The organism is Agaribacterium haliotis, from assembly GCF_002312815.1.
Lineage (GTDB): Bacteria > Pseudomonadota > Gammaproteobacteria > Pseudomonadales > Cellvibrionaceae > Agaribacterium > Agaribacterium haliotis.
The window spans coordinates 1-20,554 of record NZ_NKQJ01000008.1 but is presented as its reverse complement, the minus strand read 5'-3'; the positions used below and the strand labels follow the sequence as shown (position 1 = coordinate 20,554).

Annotated in this window: 24 protein-coding genes; 4 read left to right on the top strand and 20 right to left on the bottom strand. The window is 45.0% G+C overall.

The annotated features are described in order from the left end of the window. Positions 1-29: 29 nt before the first annotated feature. The 5 genes from grxB to CFK45_RS10360 form a co-directional block, all read right to left on the bottom strand. Positions 30-665, bottom strand: coding sequence for a glutaredoxin 2 (gene grxB, locus CFK45_RS10380; protein WP_096086390.1), 636 nt, complete (start codon positions 663-665; stop codon positions 30-32). A gap of 27 nt (positions 666-692) precedes the next feature. Then, on the bottom strand, positions 693-1,817 hold the full coding sequence (locus CFK45_RS10375; RefSeq protein ID WP_204378455.1) for a zinc-binding alcohol dehydrogenase family protein: 1,125 nt from the start codon (positions 1,815-1,817) through the stop codon (positions 693-695). Between the two features lie 44 nt (positions 1,818-1,861). Beyond that, positions 1,862-2,647, bottom strand: coding sequence for a glycine betaine ABC transporter substrate-binding protein (locus CFK45_RS10370; RefSeq protein ID WP_204378454.1), 786 nt, complete (start codon positions 2,645-2,647; stop codon positions 1,862-1,864). Between the two features lie 183 nt (positions 2,648-2,830). Further along, positions 2,831-3,868, bottom strand: a complete 1,038-nt coding sequence (locus CFK45_RS10365; RefSeq protein ID WP_096086387.1) for an L-dopachrome tautomerase-related protein — start codon at positions 3,866-3,868, stop codon at positions 2,831-2,833. Positions 3,869-3,981: 113 nt separating this feature from the next. Continuing rightward, positions 3,982-4,278 carry a putative quinol monooxygenase gene (locus CFK45_RS10360; RefSeq protein ID WP_096086386.1) on the bottom strand — a complete coding sequence of 99 codons (297 nt, stop codon included), beginning with the start codon at positions 4,276-4,278 and terminating at the stop codon, positions 3,982-3,984. A gap of 283 nt (positions 4,279-4,561) precedes the next feature. Here CFK45_RS10360 and CFK45_RS10355 point away from each other — a divergent pair, with 283 nt between their 5' ends. Further along, the gene (locus tag CFK45_RS10355) at positions 4,562-5,479 is read left to right on the top strand and encodes a LysR family transcriptional regulator (RefSeq protein WP_096086385.1); all 918 of its coding nucleotides are present in this window, start codon (positions 4,562-4,564) and stop codon (positions 5,477-5,479) included. Positions 5,480-5,494: 15 nt separating this feature from the next. Here CFK45_RS10355 and CFK45_RS10350 read toward each other — a convergent pair whose 3' ends face one another. The 10 genes from CFK45_RS10350 to traL all read right to left on the bottom strand — a co-directional run bounded on the left by CFK45_RS10350 (position 5,495) and on the right by traL (position 13,163). Continuing rightward, positions 5,495-6,235, bottom strand: coding sequence for a sulfite exporter TauE/SafE family protein (locus CFK45_RS10350; protein WP_096086384.1), 741 nt, complete (start codon positions 6,233-6,235; stop codon positions 5,495-5,497). A 66-nt stretch (positions 6,236-6,301) separates the two neighbouring features. Continuing rightward, entirely contained in the window at positions 6,302-6,592 is a 291-nt protein-coding gene (locus CFK45_RS10345) for a putative quinol monooxygenase (protein WP_096086383.1), read from the bottom strand. A 521-nt stretch (positions 6,593-7,113) separates the two neighbouring features. Beyond that, positions 7,114-8,052 (bottom strand): nucleotidyl transferase AbiEii/AbiGii toxin family protein, encoded by a 939-nt coding sequence (locus CFK45_RS10340; protein WP_096086382.1) that lies wholly within the window; start codon positions 8,050-8,052, stop codon positions 7,114-7,116. Then, the gene (locus CFK45_RS10335) at positions 8,045-8,836 is read right to left on the bottom strand and encodes a type IV toxin-antitoxin system AbiEi family antitoxin (protein WP_096086381.1); all 792 of its coding nucleotides are present in this window, start codon (positions 8,834-8,836) and stop codon (positions 8,045-8,047) included. The genes CFK45_RS10340 and CFK45_RS10335 overlap by 8 nt, the downstream gene beginning before the upstream one ends. Positions 8,837-9,056: 220 nt before the next feature. Beyond that, a complete protein-coding gene (traA, locus tag CFK45_RS10330; RefSeq protein ID WP_023584042.1) occupies positions 9,057-9,443 on the bottom strand; it encodes a TraA family conjugative transfer protein in 387 nt (128 codons plus the stop codon). After that, complete coding sequence (locus tag CFK45_RS10325) at positions 9,440-10,012, bottom strand: TraV family lipoprotein (RefSeq protein WP_143247551.1); 573 nt, start codon at positions 10,010-10,012, stop codon at positions 9,440-9,442. Before CFK45_RS10325 ends, traA begins: the two co-directional genes overlap by 4 nt. A 74-nt stretch (positions 10,013-10,086) precedes the next feature. Then, positions 10,087-11,376 carry a TraB/VirB10 family protein gene (locus CFK45_RS10320; RefSeq protein ID WP_096086379.1) on the bottom strand — a complete coding sequence of 430 codons (1,290 nt, stop codon included), beginning with the start codon at positions 11,374-11,376 and terminating at the stop codon, positions 10,087-10,089. Positions 11,377-11,378: 2 nt separating this feature from the next. After that, on the bottom strand, positions 11,379-12,278 hold the full coding sequence (locus CFK45_RS10315; protein ID WP_349677395.1) for a TraK domain-containing protein: 900 nt from the start codon (positions 12,276-12,278) through the stop codon (positions 11,379-11,381). Further along, positions 12,259-12,885 carry a TraE/TraK family type IV conjugative transfer system protein gene (locus CFK45_RS10310; protein ID WP_096086378.1) on the bottom strand — a complete coding sequence of 209 codons (627 nt, stop codon included), beginning with the start codon at positions 12,883-12,885 and terminating at the stop codon, positions 12,259-12,261. The genes CFK45_RS10315 and CFK45_RS10310 overlap by 20 nt, the downstream gene beginning before the upstream one ends. Continuing rightward, the gene (gene traL / locus CFK45_RS10305; protein WP_000433891.1) at positions 12,882-13,163 is read right to left on the bottom strand and encodes a type IV conjugative transfer system protein TraL; all 282 of its coding nucleotides are present in this window, start codon (positions 13,161-13,163) and stop codon (positions 12,882-12,884) included. Before traL ends, CFK45_RS10310 begins: the two co-directional genes overlap by 4 nt. A 223-nt stretch (positions 13,164-13,386) precedes the next feature. Between traL and CFK45_RS10300 the strand changes: the two genes are divergently transcribed. Genes CFK45_RS10300 through CFK45_RS18465 form a run of 3 tightly spaced genes read left to right on the top strand, consistent with a single transcriptional unit; the run spans position 13,387 to position 14,074 of the window. Next, positions 13,387-13,602 carry a type II toxin-antitoxin system RelE/ParE family toxin gene (locus CFK45_RS10300; RefSeq protein ID WP_349677396.1) on the top strand — a complete coding sequence of 72 codons (216 nt, stop codon included), beginning with the start codon at positions 13,387-13,389 and terminating at the stop codon, positions 13,600-13,602. Next, complete coding sequence (locus tag CFK45_RS10295; protein WP_096086377.1) at positions 13,602-13,898, top strand: HigA family addiction module antitoxin; 297 nt, start codon at positions 13,602-13,604, stop codon at positions 13,896-13,898. The genes CFK45_RS10300 and CFK45_RS10295 overlap by 1 nt, the downstream gene beginning before the upstream one ends. Positions 13,899-13,903: 5 nt before the next feature. Further along, entirely contained in the window at positions 13,904-14,074 is a 171-nt protein-coding gene (locus tag CFK45_RS18465) for a hypothetical protein (protein ID WP_158224671.1), read from the top strand. Here CFK45_RS18465 and CFK45_RS10290 read toward each other — a convergent pair. From CFK45_RS10290 to CFK45_RS10270, 5 genes are all read right to left on the bottom strand, one after another. Continuing rightward, on the bottom strand, positions 14,071-14,706 hold the full coding sequence (locus CFK45_RS10290) for an IncC plasmid conjugative DNA transfer DtrJ family protein (RefSeq protein ID WP_096086549.1): 636 nt from the start codon (positions 14,704-14,706) through the stop codon (positions 14,071-14,073). The two genes, CFK45_RS18465 and CFK45_RS10290, sit on opposite strands and share 4 nt — an antisense overlap. Next, positions 14,693-15,253, bottom strand: a complete 561-nt coding sequence (locus CFK45_RS10285) for a conjugative transfer protein (RefSeq protein WP_096086376.1) — start codon at positions 15,251-15,253, stop codon at positions 14,693-14,695. The genes CFK45_RS10290 and CFK45_RS10285 overlap by 14 nt, the downstream gene beginning before the upstream one ends. A 9-nt stretch (positions 15,254-15,262) precedes the next feature. Then, complete coding sequence (gene traD, locus CFK45_RS10280; RefSeq protein ID WP_096086375.1) at positions 15,263-17,083, bottom strand: conjugative transfer system coupling protein TraD; 1,821 nt, start codon at positions 17,081-17,083, stop codon at positions 15,263-15,265. A gap of 48 nt (positions 17,084-17,131) precedes the next feature. Continuing rightward, positions 17,132-19,282: a MobH family relaxase gene (mobH, locus tag CFK45_RS10275; RefSeq protein WP_096086374.1), complete on the bottom strand. Its 2,151-nt coding sequence runs from the start codon at positions 19,280-19,282 to the stop codon at positions 17,132-17,134. 154 nt (positions 19,283-19,436) lie between these two features. Continuing rightward, positions 19,437-20,501 (bottom strand): P-loop NTPase family protein, encoded by a 1,065-nt coding sequence (locus CFK45_RS10270; RefSeq protein ID WP_239923636.1) that lies wholly within the window; start codon positions 20,499-20,501, stop codon positions 19,437-19,439. Between the last annotated feature and the right edge of the window lie 53 nt (positions 20,502-20,554).

Sequence of the window (20,554 nt, the reverse complement as noted above, 5' to 3'; positions counted from 1 at the left end):
GAAGTTAGTAATATCGAATGTTCAGAAAGCTATGTCTTCAGCAAGCTAGCGCCAATGTCATTACTGTTTGTTTCCAGCCATAACTTAAGCTCTTGCGGCCACTCAATGGTAGATTCTGTAAAGAAGCCACGCAGTAACGAGAAGTAGATAGCCTGATCAACCAGAGGCAGTGGCGATTTACCCGCATTCGGTTGGATCAACGTTTCAGCTTGAACCAACTGTGCGTTCACATCTGCAACAATCTGCTCTGTGTTTTCTAACAGACGAACAAAGTTCAGCTCTCCTGTCTCTTTCTTCGCTTGCCATGCAGTAACACTTGCTTCAGTCGCGAACTCTTTTAGATTCAGGTTCGTCCAGCGAGGGTAGCCAATCCTTTGAATCAAAGGGAATACCTCTCGCTGAAATGCCAATGTTTCTTCCGATGGTACAGCTACCGCATCAATACCAGCTTGCTCGATAAAGTAAGCAATGATATCCATGCTTTCCGCCATCACGTTACCATCAGATTTCTCCAAGACTGGCACCATTTTCTGACCGATTAAATCAATCAGAGTTTGCGCATCAGCATAATCCACAACCTGGTATTCAACGTTAAGTTTCAGCGCATTAGCAACATAAGCAACACGTGCACAAAATGGACAATGCTCGTAGATATACAGTTTCATCAAAAATCCCGTTTTTATAAGTCTGAATTAGTATTTAATCGCAGTTTTGCCAATTGACGCGCTGCTTTCAATGCGCTGGTGTGCGTCTTTTAGCGTCTCAACATCAAAGCCATTCAATGTAGTGGTCCGTGTAGACTTAATGCGGCCAGCATCAATCAAGTTCGCAGCTTGGAAAAGGATATCCTGCTGTTTCTGGATATCGTCTGTGTTAAACAGTGATCGAGTGAACATTAGTTCCCAAATAAAACCTGCTGATTTACCTTGTAGCCTTGATAGATCAACACCACCATCAAATTCTACAATTGAACTGATCATGCCTTGTGGAGCAATCAACTCGACCATTGCATCCCAGTGACCTTTGGTATCAGCAACGTTGAAGATATAATCAACATACTTAAAGCCCTGCTCACGTACCGATTCCACTAAATTGCGGTGATTTGCGACATGGTCAGCGCCCATATCTCTGACCCACTGCTCAGTCTCTGGTCTTGAAGCTGTTGCAATAACTTTGAGGTTAGTTAGTTGTTTCGCCAACTGAATCGTAATAGAGCCAACACCACCAGCGCCTCCAATGATCAGGATAGATTTTTTCTCCTCAGGACGAACGCGCAGGCGATCAAACAAGGCCTCCCAACCTGTCAGTGTTGCTAGAGGCATTACTGCTGCTGACTCATCAGAAAGGCTTTTGGGTGCGTGAGCTGTGATTCGGTAATCAACCGCTTGATACTCTGCATTCGCCCCCATGCGTGTCACATCACCCGCGTAATAAACTCGGTCACCGATTTGGAAGCCTTCAACATTGTCACCTTTGCCGACCACTTCACCAACAGCGTCATAACCCAACACTTTTGGCAGTTCAAGAGTTTTATCTTTTGCGTTTCGAATACGGATTTTTGCATCAGCAGGATTAATCGAGGTCGCACTCACCTTCACAAGCAGGTCATTGTCCTTTAACTCTGGCAGGCTTGTTTCAAACTCGAATAAGCTGTCTTGCTCTGTAATTGCTAGTGATCGTGTAAAACCAATTGCTTTCATTGTTGTTGGTAATGACATATTATTTCTCCTTGGATTGAACACCCGATCATAGAGATCATTTAGCCTAGATAAAGCGCTCAATTCTTTAATTAATTTCAATCTATTTTTGATAATCACACTACTCGACTAAATAGTGTAGAGATACTTATCTGCTAACTCAGTTAGATAACACCTTGTGAAACCAACCACTCATGCGTCACTTCATCTTGCGGTTTACCCATACGGCACACTTTATAATCAAGCTCTGCAATAATATTGTTGGAAAAACGCAATGAATCTAACGAGTTAAGCTGCTCATCAGTAAACAGGTTTTTCTTATCATCCCTTAGTAAAAGCACGGCTCTATCTACAATTCCAAGCAGTCCTTTAGGCTCCCTAAGCTCGCGAATAACATAACGATAGTGAAGAAATTGCGGTTTCCATAGCGGCACAATGACCCATTCTTTATTTGCGACGGCATCTTCAAAAGCACTAAAGCAGTCGCGCTCACTGCCTGTAAAAAATTCGTAGCCAGCCTTGCTTAAACCGTACTCGTCCATCATCTGGATAGAAAAGCGAGTAATTCCAGCTCCTGGGTTAATACCTTGAATTTTAGGTCTCATTTGCTCGATTACTTCAGGCTTCAGTAAATCCGCCACTTCAGCGACCAACTTTTCAGGTACGTAATCCGGCACACCCCACAATGCATAAGGTTCGTAGTGCAGTCCAAGCTCGATTAATGGTTCGACTTTTTCAACATCAGACTTATAGATACCATGGCTCGATGGTAACCAAGCAGAAGAGAGCATATCGATTTCACCAGTTTTCAGTTTTTCAAAATTTTCCTGATGAGGGGAAAAGATTCGCTCAACTTCGAACCCCATGGTTTTCAATACATTGCTAACCAATGATGCTGTTGTGCGATGAAATGATAAATCTGTTACACCCATTGTGATTTTTTTATTCACTGTTCTTTAACTCTTATCGTTTCTGATAGATTGATAATACAAGGCATTAGAGCCATCAAAAATAGCCTAAACTTTGAATTATTATCAAAAATAAATTGATAGATATGGATTTACAGTTAATAAAAAAGCGTATGCATTGATGAAATACATACGCTTTATATTTACGTGTCTATCTAAGTCGTCTTAATCTAGTTTGATGCGTAATACATGGTACGGTTTGCTTGCACCCTCTTCACCTTCATTAAGGGCTGGATTTAGATGCAGAGAGTTTTGCGTCACATAAAGGTACCCCCCCTGAATTGAGAAACCATCGGCCCATGACAATAACTTGTCATCCTGTGCAAAAGTCTTAAAACCATCTTTTTTTACAATACTTATAGCATTTTTCTCAAGGTCACCGACGTAAATATCACCGTTATCCGCAATGATCATACCGTCACTTGGGCGCTTTTCATTGTAGAACTCGATGGATTGAGCAATTTCTTTATCAGTTAGCTTATCGTTTGCCAAGACAGCCGCTGGTAGTCGGTAAATTGCACTGCCATTAACCGTACCGAAATATATCCACTCATTCGCGGCATCAATCGTTATTGGGTTTAGTCCAAGGTAAAGTGCATCAGAGCTACCATCTTCACGCTTTGCCCCCATTAAAGAGCCATCGATAACCACGTCATGCTCTGGTGAGAGTAGGGCATTGTGTGATTCAAGCACGCGACGAGACTTGCCCGTCTCCAAATCAACAACAAAAGCTGGTGCAGGCTCACCAAACAAGTTTCCAAGGCTGGTGTCGGCAATGTAAATTTGATTACGCTTAGTATCTAAAGCAAAGTCTTGTAGGAAAGAGTTGCCGACAGTCACGTTTTTGCTGATTTCCACACGCTTAAATAGTTTGTTGTTGATAGTATCCCAAGCGACAATCTGAGCCGAGGCTTCAGGACTGCCCATATCTAACATCCAAACTACCCCATCTTCAGTGCTATCAATACCAATGACTGACGAAAGTCCCACCTTGCCCGTTTCAGGACCATCCGCCCAATCCTCGCTAGGGAAAGGTTTTGTTGAACCATCTTTCATCAGCTCAACAACTCGATATTTTGGACCATCAAGAGGCTGCATGGAAAGAAATACTCTTCCTTGCTCGGTAACAGTGATGTTTCCTGGGCGAGTACCGTCAAGTTGAGCCACAATCTCAATATCTGCGGCTTGCGCAGTATTCAACATTAAAGCCGTAGTAATTGCTAAAAGTGATTTAATGCTTTTAATTCATTATACCTTATTGGAAGACACGTAAATATGGTTGGATAGAAAAGGCTCATGCCAATCCAATCTTAAAATCAGGCGATGTCGATGTGTGTCATTTCATTCAATGTAAAACTCGCCACACAACCTTCGGTTGCTGCCATGTATTCTGCTAGGTGCGTGTTGCCCATATGCGCTTGCCATAATTCACGAGATTCCCAGTTCTCATAAAACATAAAATGTGCAGGGTTCTCGTTGTCTTGATGAAGGTCATAATTAATACATCCTTCTTCAGCGCGAGTGATATCAATCAGCTTCAATAACTCTTCTTTTACAAGTTCAACTTTATCTTCATTTGCAACAATGTTTGCAACAATTGTCAGTTTAGACATGCTTACTTTCTCCAGTCTCGGGTTTGAAATCTATTTTTGAGTATTTTCAATACTCCAGGTTTAGGTAAAGCAAAATATTTTTTATCTATTTATTTTTTAAACCTTTTCAAAAATAAATAGATAATCACGAGACTCATCTATTTAGTCTTGTGCTCAAACAGTTTTGCTCAACCGTGTCTATCTTAGATTAGTCATTAACAAACAAAAACAGCACTCTGTTTGAATCATTATCAAAAAAAATGATAAAATAACGCCCCTAAAACTTTTGATTAGGAGCTTAACTATGCTCATAGAAGATTTACATGTCATTTTGAAAGTTGCTGAGTTTCGCAGTATTACTGCTGCTGCAACCAGTTTGGATATGCAAACTGCAACAGCTAGTGCCGCCGTAAAAAGAGTCGAAGCCTCGTTAGGTGCCGAACTGTTTGTGCGCACAACTCGCAGTTTAAGGTTATCACCTGCAGGAGAACGCTATTTACCTCAGTGTGAAGAAGCGCTAAAGATGCTTGAACAGGCTAAAATGAACATGCGTGGAGAATTAGGCATCATTGATGGTGAGATTCGTATTGCACTATCATCTGATTTAGGACGAAACCTTGTAACGCCTTGGTTAGATGAGTTTTTGCTTAAGTACCCAACCGTATCGCTCCGTTCAAATATCAGTGACAGCAATATTGACTTCTATCGTGACTCTGTTGACATGGCTCTGCGCTATGGCTCCCCCTCCGACGCCAATATGTACGGTTTTAAAATCTGTGATGTACCTAGAGTGATATGTGCTAGCCCGAACTATTTAGCTAAACATCGCATACCAACACATCCAAATGATTTACTAGAACACAATATACTCTTTTATCAACTGCATGATGTTTTACAAAATGAATGGAGATTCAGCCACGAGGACACAACTCATAAAATAAAACTGAATGGCAACAGGGCTTCAAATGACGGGGATCTTGTCAGACGATGGTGTGTGGCCGGTAAAGGAATTGCGATAAAATCTTGTCTTGATCTGTCTGATGACCTTCTTTCGGGGCGACTACTAAGTATGATGAACGAGTACAAACCAACAGCAACTGAACTCTGGTTGGTCTGCCCGAGCCGTCAGTCGATAACACCAACGGTTCGGTTATTGAAGGATTTATTTCGCGAAAAAGCTAATGCGATTCTTGAGCGATTAGCGGAAAAAGGAGCAATATAAGGTGCAGCATGTTACTTATAACGTCACGATACCTGAGTACAACATCTTTATAGCTGTAATAAAAAGCACACTATAACTTATCTTGTAAATCAGCTCTTGAGAAATGATATTGACTAACCTAACACCTGTTCTCACCCCTAAAAATGCAATAGGTACAAGCAGGAGTGAGGTCATTAAATTTTGTTCATCAAGTTGTCCCATATAGCTGTATGGAACTAACTTAACAAAATTAAGCCCAGCAAAAAACACAACGCTGGTGCCAATAAGTTGCTCTTTAGGCAGTTTTTTAGGTAGCAAATACATGCTAGCCGGAGGGCCGCCAGCATGAGCAATCGTACTGGAAAAACCCGATAATAGGTTGAGCATATAACCTTTTATTAACTTAGGTTGACCCGATGCTTTCAACAATAGTTTTTGAACTAAAAAAATCAGTGCTAATCCACCGATGATCAACTCGACAAGATGAGGAGGAAGATTTTCCATAAAATATGAAGCGATAATCACCCCCAACACAGCAAATGGCATCATTATTTTAAGTTCGGCGTAATTACAATTTTTATGATGATAAAACAATGCCATTAAATCCATTCCACATAAAAGAGGTAATAAGATAGCAGCTGCCTGGACAGGCGAAACACTCATCGCCATTAATGGTACTGACAGCACCCCTAAAATACCCCCAATCCCCCCTTTGCCCATACCATAAAAAAACACTGCTGGTATCGCAGATAAATAAAACCAAATATCAGTAATCATTGTCTTTACTATATAAAGAGAAAAAGGCCATAAAGGCCTTTCTAGAAATCAATTTTAAACTTGTTGTTAAGCGATGTGTGTCATTTCATTGAGTGTAAAACTGGCCACACAACCTTCGGTTGCTGTCATGTATTCTGCTAAATGCGTGTTGCCCATATGCGCTTGCCATAATTCACGAGATTCCCAGTTCTCATAAAACATAAAATGTGCAGGGTTCTCGTTGTCTTGATGAAGGTCATAATTAATACATCCTTCTTCAGCGCGAGTGATATCAATCAGCTTCAATAACTCTTCTTTTACAAGTTCGATTTTATCTTCATTGGCCACGATATTAGCCACAATAGTAAGCTTGCTCATTAGATTTTCCTCATGATAATTAATGCGATTTTTTGAACTGCCTCTTTTTGATGAGTCTATCTTAGAGCGTTACTGATAGAGTATAAATATGATTGCCTTTGATTTATTATCAATTATTATTTGATAATAAGCTTGAGCTCTGCTAAATGACGATCTGTTTTCTGTCAATTTAAGCAAAATAATTAGCTGTATTGATTCGATAAAGGTCTACAGAGGAAGTGACTCCGTAGACCGTAGACTTAAAGCCTTTATATATTTATAAGCTGTTTATCAGGTGCCCAGTAAAAACGCGCTGATTGCTGGAACGGTTGTGCCAATAACTTCTTGAGTGCTGGCAACAGCAGGTAAGGTTGCAGACATAACACTTTAATCGCCTACTAGCGATGACAGAAGCGCCGTTACTAGCCAACCGGTTTAGCTGAGCCCGTTTTTTTACACCTATGTGGACTCGGTTAGATAGATTGAAGAAATCGCAATCTAACTAGGGGTCCTATAGCTCGTTGAGGTTTGTTATAAACAAATTACTCGGCGTTTGCGTTAGCAAGCCAATCATCAAGCACTTGCTTCAATTTATCTAATTGCTCTTGGTGTTTTGCTTGATTCTTTGCCAATTTGTTAATGTTCTGCAATTTCCAACGAATCGCTGGCAAGTCTGCTGCACTAGGACAATCAAACAATGCCCAATCAGGTTGCCCTCTTTTGAATGACATGAGGAAGGCATGATCCCTTTCTGTGAAATGTTTTTGCAGTGCAGTTAACATGATAGGCCTAACAGAGGCTAAGTCTTCGCATTCAACTTTTACAAAAGTCATTCCGTCAAATTCTGCCTGAAATTTCTCATTCAGAGGCTGCCAGTTTGGCGACATGACTTCATTAATAGGCCGGGGATGACTTAGTGTATAGGTTAAAAAGCCCACTAAAATCTCTCTCGAAATCCCTTCACTGCCCAGTAACATACGCACATCGAATAAGTCGCGAGGATGTTGGCGATCCATTGCAGCACACAATTTCCCACCATACAGATCGGGAAGACTGACTACCTGAATCTCAGCATAACCAAACTCGTCTTCAACAGACTCTTGAACTGGCATTATTTCTGCGCTATGCAATGTACCTCTGGCGACGGGCGACACTTCAATTTTGATCGTCGCAACCGGACTTGATACAACTATTCTCAGTTCATCAGCTTTATTATCCTGAAATGCCGCTCTGATATCTGGTTGAGTATTGATTCTGTCTGTAATGCGCTGCAATGCAGCCCTGACATTAATCAAAGCCTCATCTCTTGGTTCAAGTGGAAGATAAGCAAGATCAATATCTACAGATAACCGAGGAAAATCTCTCACAAATAAATTAATGGCGGTGCCACCTTTAAGTGCAAAAAACGTCTCTGTTGCTACCACAGGAAGCATTCTTATGAGCAAGGAAACCTGTTTGTAATATGGGCTATCTTTATCCATTATGTTGTTCACCTTTTTTGACGCTTAATATCTCTGGCACTGTGATTTGATATCGCTCATCAAAACGCCCTTTTTCGACCACCTGCCGCTTTCCTGCACCCAATTCAATTCTTGTTTCATCTATGCGATCGACCCACTGGTGATCGTAGTATCGACCCAGAAATAGAAATATTCGGTTTGCCTGAACAGAGCTGCTTCGTTCAAGAATATCTTGTACTTTTCTAGGGCTAAGATTGACTAAACCCTGAAATAATTCTGCGACATGCTCAAATGAAATCAGCTTCCCAATCGCGTCTACCACTTCATAGGCAGCAAGTTCTGCACAGCTGACAGTGAGCTCTTTCTCTTTAATCGTGATCCTTTTCAAATCCTTCTCGGGATTCACTTCAAGCTTATGGTTTCCGCAGTAAAACCAATTCTGATAAGGGAATTCACGAAACCATTTCGGTAAGGACGACTTGTTTTTAACGCAAATCCAAACTTGCTCTTTGTTCAGCTGCAAATAGTGACTCAGTCCTTGGTGAGTTAAGCTGCTCAATCCAGCCAAATGAACTGAAACACCCAATTGCACATCCAATGCTTGAATGGCATCAACCCAAGTTGGCTTTATATCGCCCTGCGCATCTGGACGATAGTACACGCCAGAACTAAGCTTCTTCAGCCAACCATTCTGCGCGTACTTTTGAGCCAAGGAATAGCTCACGCCGTTTTCAGTCAGCCATTGCTGAAGTACTAGCGCACCAGGAGAAGTATGAGCAACAAGCCAGTTTATCTTAGATGACATTTTAACACCCCAAGTGTGAATATCACGAACAGTATAAACCATTTAGTTTATTACGATAGGGATTTTAACACTTTAGGTGTTAATATACCAAATACTGTAAACCAAAATCGCTAATGTGGCGTTGTTGAAATGAAAAAGTCTACACAACATCACCAATAACCCGATGTTGTGTAGACCTAAGTTTGATTGCCTTAAGTGAACTGACTACTATGGCTCACATTCAGGTGCCCAGTAAAACGGCGCTGATTGCTGGAACTGCTGTGCCAATGACTTCTTGAGTGCTGGCAACGACAGGTAAAGTTGCAGACATAACACTTTCAACGACTGTTGGTGTGTTGTAGAGACCCATACCGCCACCAATGCCCAAGGCAAAGGCCATCAAGCTTTGGCGAGCGATACCGCCCACAATACCCACCAGAACCATGGCTCCCGCTACGATCCGTCCCAAAGTACCTTGGGTCCAATCTTTTAGGGTATCCCACACATCGGTGAAAGCATCACCACCGGTGCCTGCAAATGAGGGCTCCGAAATCATTAACGCCATTAAACCAAGCGCACCAATGGTCATTAGGCGCTGAGTTTGAATGGTGCGAACTGCATTTGTCATTCGTTAGTTTCTCCGTAGATACTCAAGTTATCGCGCTTACCATCAGCTCCCGCTGAGGCTGTATCGCTTTGAGTCTGAAGTGGACGTAGCACTGGCGAAACCGTTCGAGGTGCTGACACCCCAAGATCCCACCGGCGCGGTTCAATTTCAGTAAACACGTAGCTGGATAAATTCAGATCTCCACGGTCATCCTCCCAAGGCGCAATCCAAATCCGCATCACCCTTGAAGGAATGCGAATAGGTGCAGATTGCTGCGTCTCAGGTAATGCTGGATGGCTCAGCAGTCCTGTATCTAAATCAGATTGTGAATACCCAGAGGGAGAACCAATTCGAGTCGCCACAGCATCAATCGTCTTGGGTGCAGCGCCATTACTGGTAAGCTCATAGACTTCACGAGCGGATAAACAGCGCACACCGTCAGGCATACCTGGGCATCCATATTCACTACTTCCAAGACCCAATGAACTACAGCCAGACAATAAGGTTGAGCCGACTGCCAATAAAAGTAATCCAGCTTTAGAGTACTGTTTTGACTGGTGCTTTGGGTTGTTCTGCATTGGTGTCGTCATGGTTAACTCTCCTCTGGATACACATCTTATTGTCTGAAACGGACTTCGATCGGTTAGCAACATGCAGGATTTTTTCATCTTCTTGCACCTCCCCCTTGCGAAGTAGTCAATGACAACGAGGCCCCACGAGTGACTATGACTTCAATTTTCCTTGCAGCGTCTACCTCTATGACTGGGAACATATTTTCAGCCATGTCTAAATAGAATTTGGCCACTCGATCCAATGCTTTACCTGTGCCTTTAATCGCAGCGCCTTGTAATGCTTCTTGGCTCATGACTTGCTGGTACAACTGAGTATCACCGGCATTACCCGTCTGAATCGTCGGAACAGGATTTACATCAAATGCGCCAGCCAAGCCCTGAAGGAATCCGGCCATCATTGATTTGGCCACCAGTTGGCCTTGTTTCGACACTAATCGGCCACGAATACCGGCTTTGCCGTCTTCACCCACGGCATAAGAATCCAGTCGTGTTTCAATGACGCCACCATCTTCTCTCACACATGAAATGGTCTCGCCTCGCAAATAGGCACGCTCTGAGCTCAAATCACCGTAACCTGCGGCGATCAAGAAACACTCTTTGATATCCGCTCTAAATCGGTTGGGTAAAATGGCTTCCTTTTGAATCCTCAGCAATGCAGGAAAAGGCTCGCGTCTTGCGGACTCGTGAGTAGGAGCATCCAAACCTGTGATCAAAGTACCTGAGATGATGCTGCCCGCCGGTAGATACAAAGGCGGCGCTTCTTGCACAACAACCTCTGGTTCAGCAACCACTTCAGGCTCAATCATACGAATCGTGATTGGCGGCAATGGAACATCTCGTGCTCGTATACCTTGGCCATTGGCTGGCTGCTGATAGAGCGGATCAGGCAGCGGCGCATTGGCAAAATAGTCGTCTGGGTTAGACGGCAGTGGCTTTTCTTCTTTAGGCAATGCCATGGCAGATAAAGGCACTTCGAAACGGCTATTTGTGCCTTCAACTGCTGCATCACCTCCAGCGCGAACATCATCAAGTTCCGCTCGAAGGCGAGCCAACTCCGCATTGACCTCACTTGGTATAGAAGGCGAACCTGGGCTTAGCCGTCCTGAATCAACGTCACGACGCAAGCGCTCAACTTCACGACGTAACTGTTCATTGCGCTCACTGAGTAGTTTTACGTTCGCAGCCAAACTATCGACCCCAACATCACGAGTATTGGTATCCGTAAGAATGTGCCGGATTGTTTCCTGTCGGTTCCGACTGCTTGAGCCATCGTCAGGATTAGGTGAAAACACCATCACCATAAGGATGAGACCACCAGCAATACCAGCAACCGATAAGCCCCGCTTCATGCTCGGGCTCATTTGTTCCCATTGTGCTTTCATCGTTATTCACCTCCCACAAGAAGCGAAGGTCGCTGACTTTCAACCGCTTCTTCACGATGATTGCGAACAACCACATACAACTCAGTCTTTTCACCTGGCAACAAGATATTGCGAGGCCAGTAGGCGCTTGCCACTATATCTGGTGAATGACAGGCTATTTCACTGGCTTCTATCGGCTCATCGGCAAAGCTTTCAACCAGTCCTACATAGACGGTGAAGTAATGTCCCGTCACAATTTGCCCCTGCTTAAAACCAAACTTTAAGCCCGGCTGAAAACATTTCGGGCTTGTGTCAGTTTGGCCAGCTAAACGGATGTCATAGCCTTGTGGTAACTCATTTAGTGCAAGGCGTCTGAGTAAATCACGTAAGCTATCGACGTATGGCTGAGCCGTTTCCCAAGTGGCGGCTTTTCGGTTCACGACGCCCTTAATAGGCCACTGCTGACCATCAATCGCTAAGGTAATTTCACGCGGTGGAATACGACGAGGTACTAAGGTGACAGATAATGCGGGTGCTTCCTGACCAGGCGGTGTGATGTAAAGTGAAACCGGTGATTCTTTGTCCGTGGCCACATATACAACATTCCCCTTGATTTGCGTCTGAGCATCACTGGTTGTTCTCACCTGAGGTGATTCAAACGGCGTCACAATCCGATTCAGATGACCAAGAGCTACAGGGATCAGTTCATTAACCCCCGGTGTCATCAGCAGCGTTGTTGGCACATCCGTTGAAACCGTATTGGTTTGAACCGGTGGATTTGCAGTAGCAGACTGTTTCATCACACTGGCTGGCACAATCGGCAATTCCACGTCTGCATACGACGCTTGAGATAACAGGACGCCACTCAAGCTGATTGCGATTAAGCTTGGTGTCATCCATCGACTAATTTTGGTTCGCATCATTCACCCTCCGGTTTTGCTCTTGGGTCAACTTTTCACGAACGCGTTTCGTTCTAGCTTGCCCCTCATACGTATCCATCCAACTGAGCTTTGGACGGTATTGCTCAATATCGATGTCAAACTCATAGGTGCGAGTTTGGCGCTGTTCATCTCCAGATGGCCCAGAAACCAAGGAATAACCGGTCACAAAGACATGGCCGGTTTCATACTCATACTCCACTTGTCTGGGTTGGAATTTGAGCGTGACTCGGTCTTCTCGGATTTGCCTTGCCTGAATTTCCAGTGCATCGACCACTTGCTGGTACACCGCTGGAGAAAGCAGCGGCTCGATAGCAACTCGGATGAAAGACACATTACCCGGCGTCACGTTGCCCATAAGCTCAGCCAGGTAGAGCCCCCAGGACTCTAGGTAAGGTTGAGTGGCTTGGTTTCGTGACACTTCAGCCGTTTCAGACAAGGTTGGTGGTTGAATGGCTATCACGGTATTGCGAGAAAATGCCGCAACCGCAAGCAGCAAGTTAGATAGCACCAGCACCGCAATCAGGAACCGTTGCCATCGGTTCTCTAATTGCGTGCCTTGCCATGATTTTAAAAACACGTCGAACTTCACGGCAGATAGCTCCTGATAAATGGGTTAGGGATCGTCTTGGCTTTGGTTGGCAACAGTCCGGCCCAGTAGATGGCGTGAAGAATAAAACCATCCGGGCGACCATCACGAAAACGCCGATAGAGCTTGGTTGTCACCAACCCCAACAGGCATAAAACCAAGGCATTACCGGTAAAAATGCCGATCACTAGCCCCAACAGAATGGGAGCCATCTCGTCGGCACTCCAAAGCAGGAAGTGCGGCGGGTCATCGATATAGGACGGAATACTCACAGGTTCCATAGTCACTCCTCGTTGTTTGAATTGAGAAGTGAAGAATGCCTTGGGATTGGTAGGTTCAGTGGTCAGCTAGACGCCGAATTCTTGAAGGTTTTGAGGTGGCTTAGCGATTCAGTTCTTACAAGCACCTTGATATCGTAACCTTTAGGGTTACAATGGAGCTATGATAAAAAGTTTTAAGCACAAAGGTCTGGAAAAGTTTTATTGAACAGGCAGCACAGCGGGCATACAGGCGACTCATGCCAAGCGACTTCGATTAATTCTATCTAACCTTGATCAAGCAGAAATCGCCGATGACATGGACCTTCCAGGACTGCGCTTACATGAACTCTCAGGTTCAAGAAAAGGCACTTGGTCGGTCACTGTTAATGGTAATTGGCGCATTACGTTCAGATTCAACGGACGTGATGCGGAAATTGTTAACTACGAGGATTATCACTAATGACTATGCATAACCCAGCTCACCCTGGTGAGATATTAAAAGAGTTGGTCATCGAGCCGTTGGAGTTGACGATTACCGATGTTGCAGAGCACTTAAATGTAAGCCGTAAAACCCTATCCAAGGTATTGAACGGTCGAGGTGCAATAACTCCGGAAATGGCCGTCCGCTTGGAACTGGCTTTTGCTAAGCCCTCTGCTGACCACTGGTTACGCCTGCAAAGCGCTTATGACTTGTCAGTACTCAGAAATAAAAAGGCAACGTTACACGTCCAACCTTATGAACTTGCTTTTGGATAAACTTGATGTCTTTAAAAACATTGAAGAAGAAGGCTCTTAAAAAAACTTCGGTGTATAACGAATATAAAAAACTGGAGCATGAGTTTGATGGTATTGAACGAGCTATACTAAAAAATACTCATGCCCCCAGCCAAAAGTGTAATGACGACCAGAAAGAAGTAAATCTGGAACACTAAATCTTCTTCTGCAAGTGACTTAACGCCAACCCCGCCATCAACGCTAAACCGATGATCAGCGACGGTAGTACCACCGGTGGAATAGCCAGCGGGGCGAACAATCCCATAAACAGCAAGATGACGCCTGAGCCCAGGATAATCATGCTGTAGCGGTGAATGATAGGGCTCGAAAAATCAAAGGTTGTCTTCTTAATCTTCCAGGTCATCAAGCCGTCCCACAGCGCCGGTAACATGAGAATAAGCGCAAAGGGCAACCAGACCATCAGCAAAGCAAATCGAGTGAACACTTGGTACAGCACATCAAAAAATGCCTGAATACGGTCTTCTACCCACACAAACCAAAAGCCACCCATGTTCTCCATCCCTTTAGAGCGCAGTCGCTGCTCTTCAGTGGGGATTAGAAAATCACGCACAGATTGCTCCATCTGCGTATCCACAATCCATGACTGATACCAGCGATGGCTAGTTTGACCAATCCAATAGCTTGTTTGTGCGCCCACTTGGTTTTGGATCATCTGCTTCTCTTTACTGATGACTCGGCCAGTCCAATCACCGGGCACTAACACGCCAATAGCAATAATCTCTAGCATCAGTGCCAGACACAGTAGCCAAACCGACTTATGCTTGCTCATGCCAAACATCCTCTTCAGCTCGCGCCAGCATGGCTGCAACGGTTGGCGTCATAATCCGGGCTTTAATCACTTGTTGAAGCCGCTTTGTCGTCGTATGACCACTGACATAACGCACATCGATGCGTCCTTCAGCCAAATACGCCATCCGATTTGGACGATTACGAATCCAGGAGTAGAAATACACACCATCTACGGCAGCCCACTCGAAATGATCAGGGTCACGCAGCCGAATCCCCGTTAAAGCACTGGATGCAGTCCAGGTCAGTGCCTCAATGAAATGCCAAAGGCGTACACTGTCATCATCACAACTGACTTCTTCATAACTACCCAAGCCATTGCTCAGACACAAATCAAAGATGGAATGACCATCTAACGTGAACGCATCCGTTAAGTAGTCCGCCAAGCAAAACACCGAGGCCAAAGCATGAGGCCAGTCGGTTTCAAGCAGTCTTAAGGTTTCCTTGAACTGAGGGTTATGTTGCTGCCACTGAGCGAGCATTTCTTTACTGGTAAGTGTTGTCATTTTCAGACAGACAGAATGATGCATACAGACTCCTTATGCTGCCTGTGTAGAGCTGGTTAAAATAGGAAGGCGACCCTTAATCACGCGTCCACCTGAAAGCTTGGCGATGTACTCCAGATTGGGGAGCTGGCCTAATAATTGCGGTGGAAACATATCGCCTTCTTCCTCCATCAAGCGTTCGCCATGATTGCCGGTAAACAACGCGGGGCTGTCCGAGTTGGACGACATACCTTGAGTTTGCATGATGTACTGCAACCGAGTCTTAGGCAGATTGTCGGTAATGTACTGCTGTGTTTCGGCGTCCATCACCCGAAGGGCTATCAAGTTGTTGATGTTACCTAACACCTGGCGAGCCTTAGCTTCGCTGCCTGTACGAGCGGCAAAGTCAGCAAAGGTCTGAGTAGCAATCACACAACGCATTTTTGCGCCACGGCCTTTGTTGAGCAGTTGAATGAAGGGATCGTTGACGACCTCAGCCGCCTCATCGATGAAGATATTTACGGGACGATTTTCAACACCATAGTTATAGCGGTCACCGGCCACGGCGGTGAGATCGGATAAAAGCAACGAGCCAATGGCACTGCCAACCATGGCGTCGGTTAAGGAATCCAACCCGATATAGGCCACTTGGGCATTGTTGATAATACGGCCAGAATCCGTAATTAACCGGCTGTCATCCACATCGTTTGCAATCGGTGATAGCAATGGGCCTAGCTCACTTGATGTGAGCATATTGAGCACCGGCATCAATGAGGCCACCATCTTGGAATAGTGGGTTCTGTCATGCTCAAACATACTCAAAAGGCCTTCCAAATCGGTATTGGCGGCAACGGGCTGAATGCGTTCGTAGTAAAAAAGCAGCATCGCCATAGCTTGTTTAGCTAATGTGTTGGCTTTTTCGGTAAAGCGCTTGATCTCCACACTAAAGTTCGGATACACCTGCTCACCCCAAGCCGTGACGGCTTTTACTACCAAACCTTCTGGACCGCCTTCCAAGAATCGTCTCAGTGTTTTCAGATCAGGACGTTGTGACGTAAGCAACAAACCTTGCACGATGTTATTCAGTGCCATTTGGCCAAAGGCTTTAAATGGATCAGCACCGGTTTCAGATGGGATTAATGCCGCAATTCGGCTGGCGATTTCAGTACCCCGATTAAAGTTCCTCAGGGGATTAAGACGTACTGAATGCTCTGGAAAACCCGGATGAAAATACACAAAGCGCTCAGGACTACCGGCGGCAATACAGGCTCGCTGCGCATTATCCTTAAGTTCCTTGTCTCCCTTGGGGTCAATAATAATCACGGCTTCATTGCGTAAAATGGCCTGAGTGATCATCGCATCAAAGCATCGGGTTTTTCCGGCACCGGTCGTTCCGACAATTAAGGTATGCCCCTCGGTGTGACCAACTGGCTGGTACACATCTTCTTCTTTGGGCTCAACACCATGAATCCAGGTCGAACCCATTTGTTTGCCGTGACCTTGGTTAAGCAAGGTTTGCTTATCCCGCTTTAATATTTCATAAGCGCGTTGAGCATGACGTTGGTCCCACTCAAAGCCATATCCTAACCACAATTCATCAGGATGTTTTGCCATCACTTTTTGCAAATGCGACAGCTCCATAAAAGCCAAAGGTTTGCCTTTTAATCCCTTCTGTAACTTATGAAGACGGTAAGCCTCAGGCAGGCGATACAACGCCATGCCCGAGGAAATCCCTGTCATCCACCAAAATGGCTCAGGAGGTAGCTCAGTCAGCATTTCTGCGGCAATTGCCCCAGTTGCTCCGACCAGCCAACCTGCTGCTGCCATGGCTTCATAGTTCGTGCGCCAGGGCATCTCGTATGCGTTTTCTTTCATTCATGCTCCGCAAAATAACCGTTTGCAATCTGATTAATTTCAAATGGATTAACGTTCAGAGTGAGCGGTAAACAGAACCGTTTCCCCTTCATCAAACTGGCATTGGTCACTGGCCGAGATCCCCCGAAACAGCTGTCCGGCTGGAATGCCATGCTCATTGGCGACTTGGCGTAAGGTTTGTATCGTGACGCGAATACCATCGGCACTATGATCCACGTCTGGGTAATCGCCATCGGTCAGTAAGATGGGCAAATCTTTCACAAAATTAACCATCTGTTGCCGCTGCGCGTTTTTGGGGTCTGTACTTGAGTTCGCATTGGGCGCAATCGGCTTTTGCTTACGCTCCGCTCTTTTGGCGGGCTCTCTTGCTTGGGCATTGGTTGTCTCAGTTCGACTCGGACGCTGTGAAGCCTCTTCGTTCTGAATTGCTACCGCTGATTCTGCGTCTTGTTTAGGAAGGTCAATCAGTGAAGTAAGCCCTTTAGAAATCGATACTTTCAGCAGCAACCCTTGCTCCTGAACGCCACCTTTTGTAGTCACAGTTCTGGCCTTTCGTGTCGGGTTTGCGGGATCTAATTCAAGCAAATCTAATCGACTGAGTTCAGCAAGCAGTTTTCGGGGAGCACACCAATGTCTTACGGCATCGGGATAGCGGATCAGGACTTGCTCACCAACCATAACCAACGCACTGGTGGCCTCTGGGAGCCACGCCAAAGATTCAGGGAGATTCAATGCCTCTGCATCGTGCTGGTTTACGTTATTTGAGATAGCGCCATCATATGAATTGTTAGGCTTTTCACATCCATCACCTGGAGCATTTTCAGTTGCCTGGGGGTTATTAACATCACTGGCAAGACGAAGTTCATCATCTTGTTCGGACGAGTTTGTCGATGGTGACTCAGTCGATTTTCTATGTTCGATTGATGATGACGCTTCAGGCAAGTCTGAATGCTCACTGGAGCGACTCTGTGGCTCTGCTTGTGTTTGCTGTGTTGCTTCCCACTCAGATTTGCTAAACAGTCTCACACTACTTGGTACATTCGAGCTGAACAATAAATCGGCCTCAGATATATGCAGCATGGGTAACCAGATGGGCTTGTCGTCTTTGATCAGCACTTCAGGGGCAAGGCTTTCATATCGCTCATTCGAGGCGGATTTAGTGGCCAATCCTCGCTCAATAAGGATGTCCGCAAGGGTATCGGGATCTCTTGGAATGCCAGGTATCTTGTCTTTGGCCAACAGCTCAATGATGTCCTTAGCCGCGCTTTTCCAAACCAGGTAAAGATGGGTTGATTGATTCGATTTTCGTAACCAGACTCTGGCGTCTCGCTGATTGACCAGCCACTGGGAACTGGCAAGTAATCGCCTCATGGCATCAAGTAGATAGCGTTCGACTGGGACACCAAGGGCATTGTCGTCAACGGAAATTCGTTGAGCTTTCAGGTCTCGCTGGACACTGGTTTGGTCAGCTTCAATGACCAATTTAGACAGGACATGCTCGGGATCAGTATTGCCAATTGCCTCCAGCATGGCTTGCAAAATCTCAGGGCCCGGCTGGGTTAACCAGGCGAGCAACTCAGGTGTCATCACCCGGTTTAAAACCAGAATTGAAAATTGCTCGTGCCGCTTGCACCGTCCGTCGCGCCAACGAATGAAATAGCGTTCAATGCTGTTATTAGTGGTCCACTGGGATAAGGTTTCTAAAAAAGGGTTCCACTGATAGCGTCCATCTTCGTCTGTGATGGACAAATCTGAAACAGGCTTACCAATATCATGGAACAAACCGCCAAGAGCCGCCGCGACACGCCACCTTGGTTCAAGCTCTTTTTTCTCAACCGGTGTGCCACTGGCAACAAAGATGATCCCTTCAGCTGCTTGTGCCGCCCAGAAAGCAACTTCCAACGAATGACGTAATAAACCACCAGCACCACTGTGATGATGATGCTCAGAAGCTGGCAACAAATGAACGTAAGCAGCCAGATGGTCAATACAGGGCTGAATCAACCGTTGAAAATCACGCTGATTAAAGCCAAGTACCTGGCGCAGTTTGGCAATTAGCTCGTCTTGTGTGGACTGCAAGTCCTCGGGGGACGCAGCTGGCAACCCCTTCAGGAATGGCGGGTAGCGTGGGATTTCTGCATCCAGTTGCGATGACAGTTCTGGTAGTGCTTTGGTTTGAAAAAATAGGTTTTTGAACATAGTGAACCTCCGACACGATAGTGTGAAGGTTCAACTCTGAGCTTGATGGCTAGATAGATTGATAATTCATGTAGAAGAATAACATACGAGCTAATTTCACGGTTTCAAAGAGGTGCGGAACCTGATTCTTAGTGATTAATCCCAAGATTGTGCTTTACACGAATCCATATTTCTCACGACGCTGATTGAATGCACTTTTCCCGCCCTCTAATATATCTGCGGCTAAAGCCTGAACATTGGAAACATCGATCGCACCTTGTTGTTCTGGAAGAATTAGCCCTTTATTATCTTCTACGCTCAAAACGCCAATCCATTCAGCATCACCGAAAACCGGAATATTGGCATTATGTGTTGCAAATAGAAACTGACGACTCAGTTTAGCCCTACGTAGTTCTGCGACTATCCTCTCAGCTATAAATGCGTTATCCAAATTATCTTCAGGTTGATCAAGGATTAATGGGTCTTGATTATCCAACAGCAATAAGTGCAAAACAGCAGTGCACTGCTGTCCCGTCGATAATTCATCAATTGACCTAAATACAGCTTCTCGTTCTCCATGAGTCACATTTAACTCAATCGCCATGGTATCCGGTAACTGCAATTCTTCCAGTTCCATTAGTTTTACTTCTGAAAGACGAATTAAAGCTGAAACAACAGTGCCTGATATGCCAAACTTTCGTCCTAGCTCCGACTCTCCTTGACGGATAGTCGAGGCTAAACTGCTTGGAGAGAAGTTACCTTCTAATACCCAGGCGAGACGTTTAGGCCCAACCCCCTCTAAATTGCACCCAGTCAGAAAATTCACAAGTTCTTGGCGGCCACCTTCTGGCTGTAGGGTAAGCCGTACCTTCTGCTCCAGTTTTCTTGTTAACCTTTTAACAGATTTAGTAATACTACTCGCACGCGCACTTGTGTGTTGTTCTAACTCCAGAAGCAGCTTCTTTCGCGAGTTGTACAATTCGTCAATTTGTGTCTGGCGATCTTGCAAGGTGGTTTGTTTAGGGCGTATCTGCTCAATTTGTTTTAACAGAGTCTGATATTCAGCACCAATTTGTCGGCCAGTTTTACCCTGGCTTGCAGGTATATCCTTAAAAGCCAACTCAAGTTTTTGCTCTTCAAGTTGCTGCTTTTCTGATAAAGATTGCTTGACCGGTAACAACTGTTGATTTGCATTTAAAGTTAGCTGTTCTAACTGCGCGCTTTCAAGTAATAACCGCAATTTTCTTTAGTTTACGCCGCTAACAAGTCTTTGCGCAGCCCCATAAATAATTC

Excerpts from the sequence above, each read along its gene's own strand:
- grxB (WP_096086390.1), bottom strand. The coding sequence starts at position 665 with ATGAAACTGTATATCTACGAGCATTGTCCATTTTGTGCACGTGTTGCT.
- CFK45_RS10365 (WP_096086387.1), bottom strand. The coding sequence starts at position 3,868 with ATGTTGAATACTGCGCAAGCCGCAGATATTGAGATTGTGGCTCAACTT.
- CFK45_RS10360 (WP_096086386.1), bottom strand. The coding sequence starts at position 4,278 with ATGTCTAAACTGACAATTGTTGCAAACATTGTTGCAAATGAAGATAAA.
- CFK45_RS10355 (WP_096086385.1), top strand. The coding sequence starts at position 4,562 with ATGCTCATAGAAGATTTACATGTCATTTTGAAAGTTGCTGAGTTTCGC.
- CFK45_RS10350 (WP_096086384.1), bottom strand. The coding sequence starts at position 6,235 with ATGATTACTGATATTTGGTTTTATTTATCTGCGATACCAGCAGTGTTT.
- CFK45_RS10345 (WP_096086383.1), bottom strand. The coding sequence starts at position 6,592 with ATGAGCAAGCTTACTATTGTGGCTAATATCGTGGCCAATGAAGATAAA.
- CFK45_RS10340 (WP_096086382.1), bottom strand. The coding sequence starts at position 8,052 with ATGGATAAAGATAGCCCATATTACAAACAGGTTTCCTTGCTCATAAGA.
- CFK45_RS10335 (WP_096086381.1), bottom strand. The coding sequence starts at position 8,836 with ATGTCATCTAAGATAAACTGGCTTGTTGCTCATACTTCTCCTGGTGCG.
- traA (WP_023584042.1), bottom strand. The coding sequence starts at position 9,443 with ATGACAAATGCAGTTCGCACCATTCAAACTCAGCGCCTAATGACCATT.
- CFK45_RS10325 (WP_143247551.1), bottom strand. The coding sequence starts at position 10,012 with ATGACGACACCAATGCAGAACAACCCAAAGCACCAGTCAAAACAGTAC.
- CFK45_RS10320 (WP_096086379.1), bottom strand. The coding sequence starts at position 11,376 with ATGAAAGCACAATGGGAACAAATGAGCCCGAGCATGAAGCGGGGCTTA.
- CFK45_RS10315 (WP_349677395.1), bottom strand. The coding sequence starts at position 12,278 with ATGATGCGAACCAAAATTAGTCGATGGATGACACCAAGCTTAATCGCA.
- traL (WP_000433891.1), bottom strand. The coding sequence starts at position 13,163 with ATGGAACCTGTGAGTATTCCGTCCTATATCGATGACCCGCCGCACTTC.
- CFK45_RS10295 (WP_096086377.1), top strand. The coding sequence starts at position 13,602 with ATGACTATGCATAACCCAGCTCACCCTGGTGAGATATTAAAAGAGTTG.
- CFK45_RS18465 (WP_158224671.1), top strand. The coding sequence starts at position 13,904 with ATGTCTTTAAAAACATTGAAGAAGAAGGCTCTTAAAAAAACTTCGGTG.
- CFK45_RS10290 (WP_096086549.1), bottom strand. The coding sequence starts at position 14,706 with ATGAGCAAGCATAAGTCGGTTTGGCTACTGTGTCTGGCACTGATGCTA.
- CFK45_RS10285 (WP_096086376.1), bottom strand. The coding sequence starts at position 15,253 with ATGCATCATTCTGTCTGTCTGAAAATGACAACACTTACCAGTAAAGAA.
- traD (WP_096086375.1), bottom strand. The coding sequence starts at position 17,083 with ATGAAAGAAAACGCATACGAGATGCCCTGGCGCACGAACTATGAAGCC.
- mobH (WP_096086374.1), bottom strand. The coding sequence starts at position 19,282 with ATGTTCAAAAACCTATTTTTTCAAACCAAAGCACTACCAGAACTGTCA.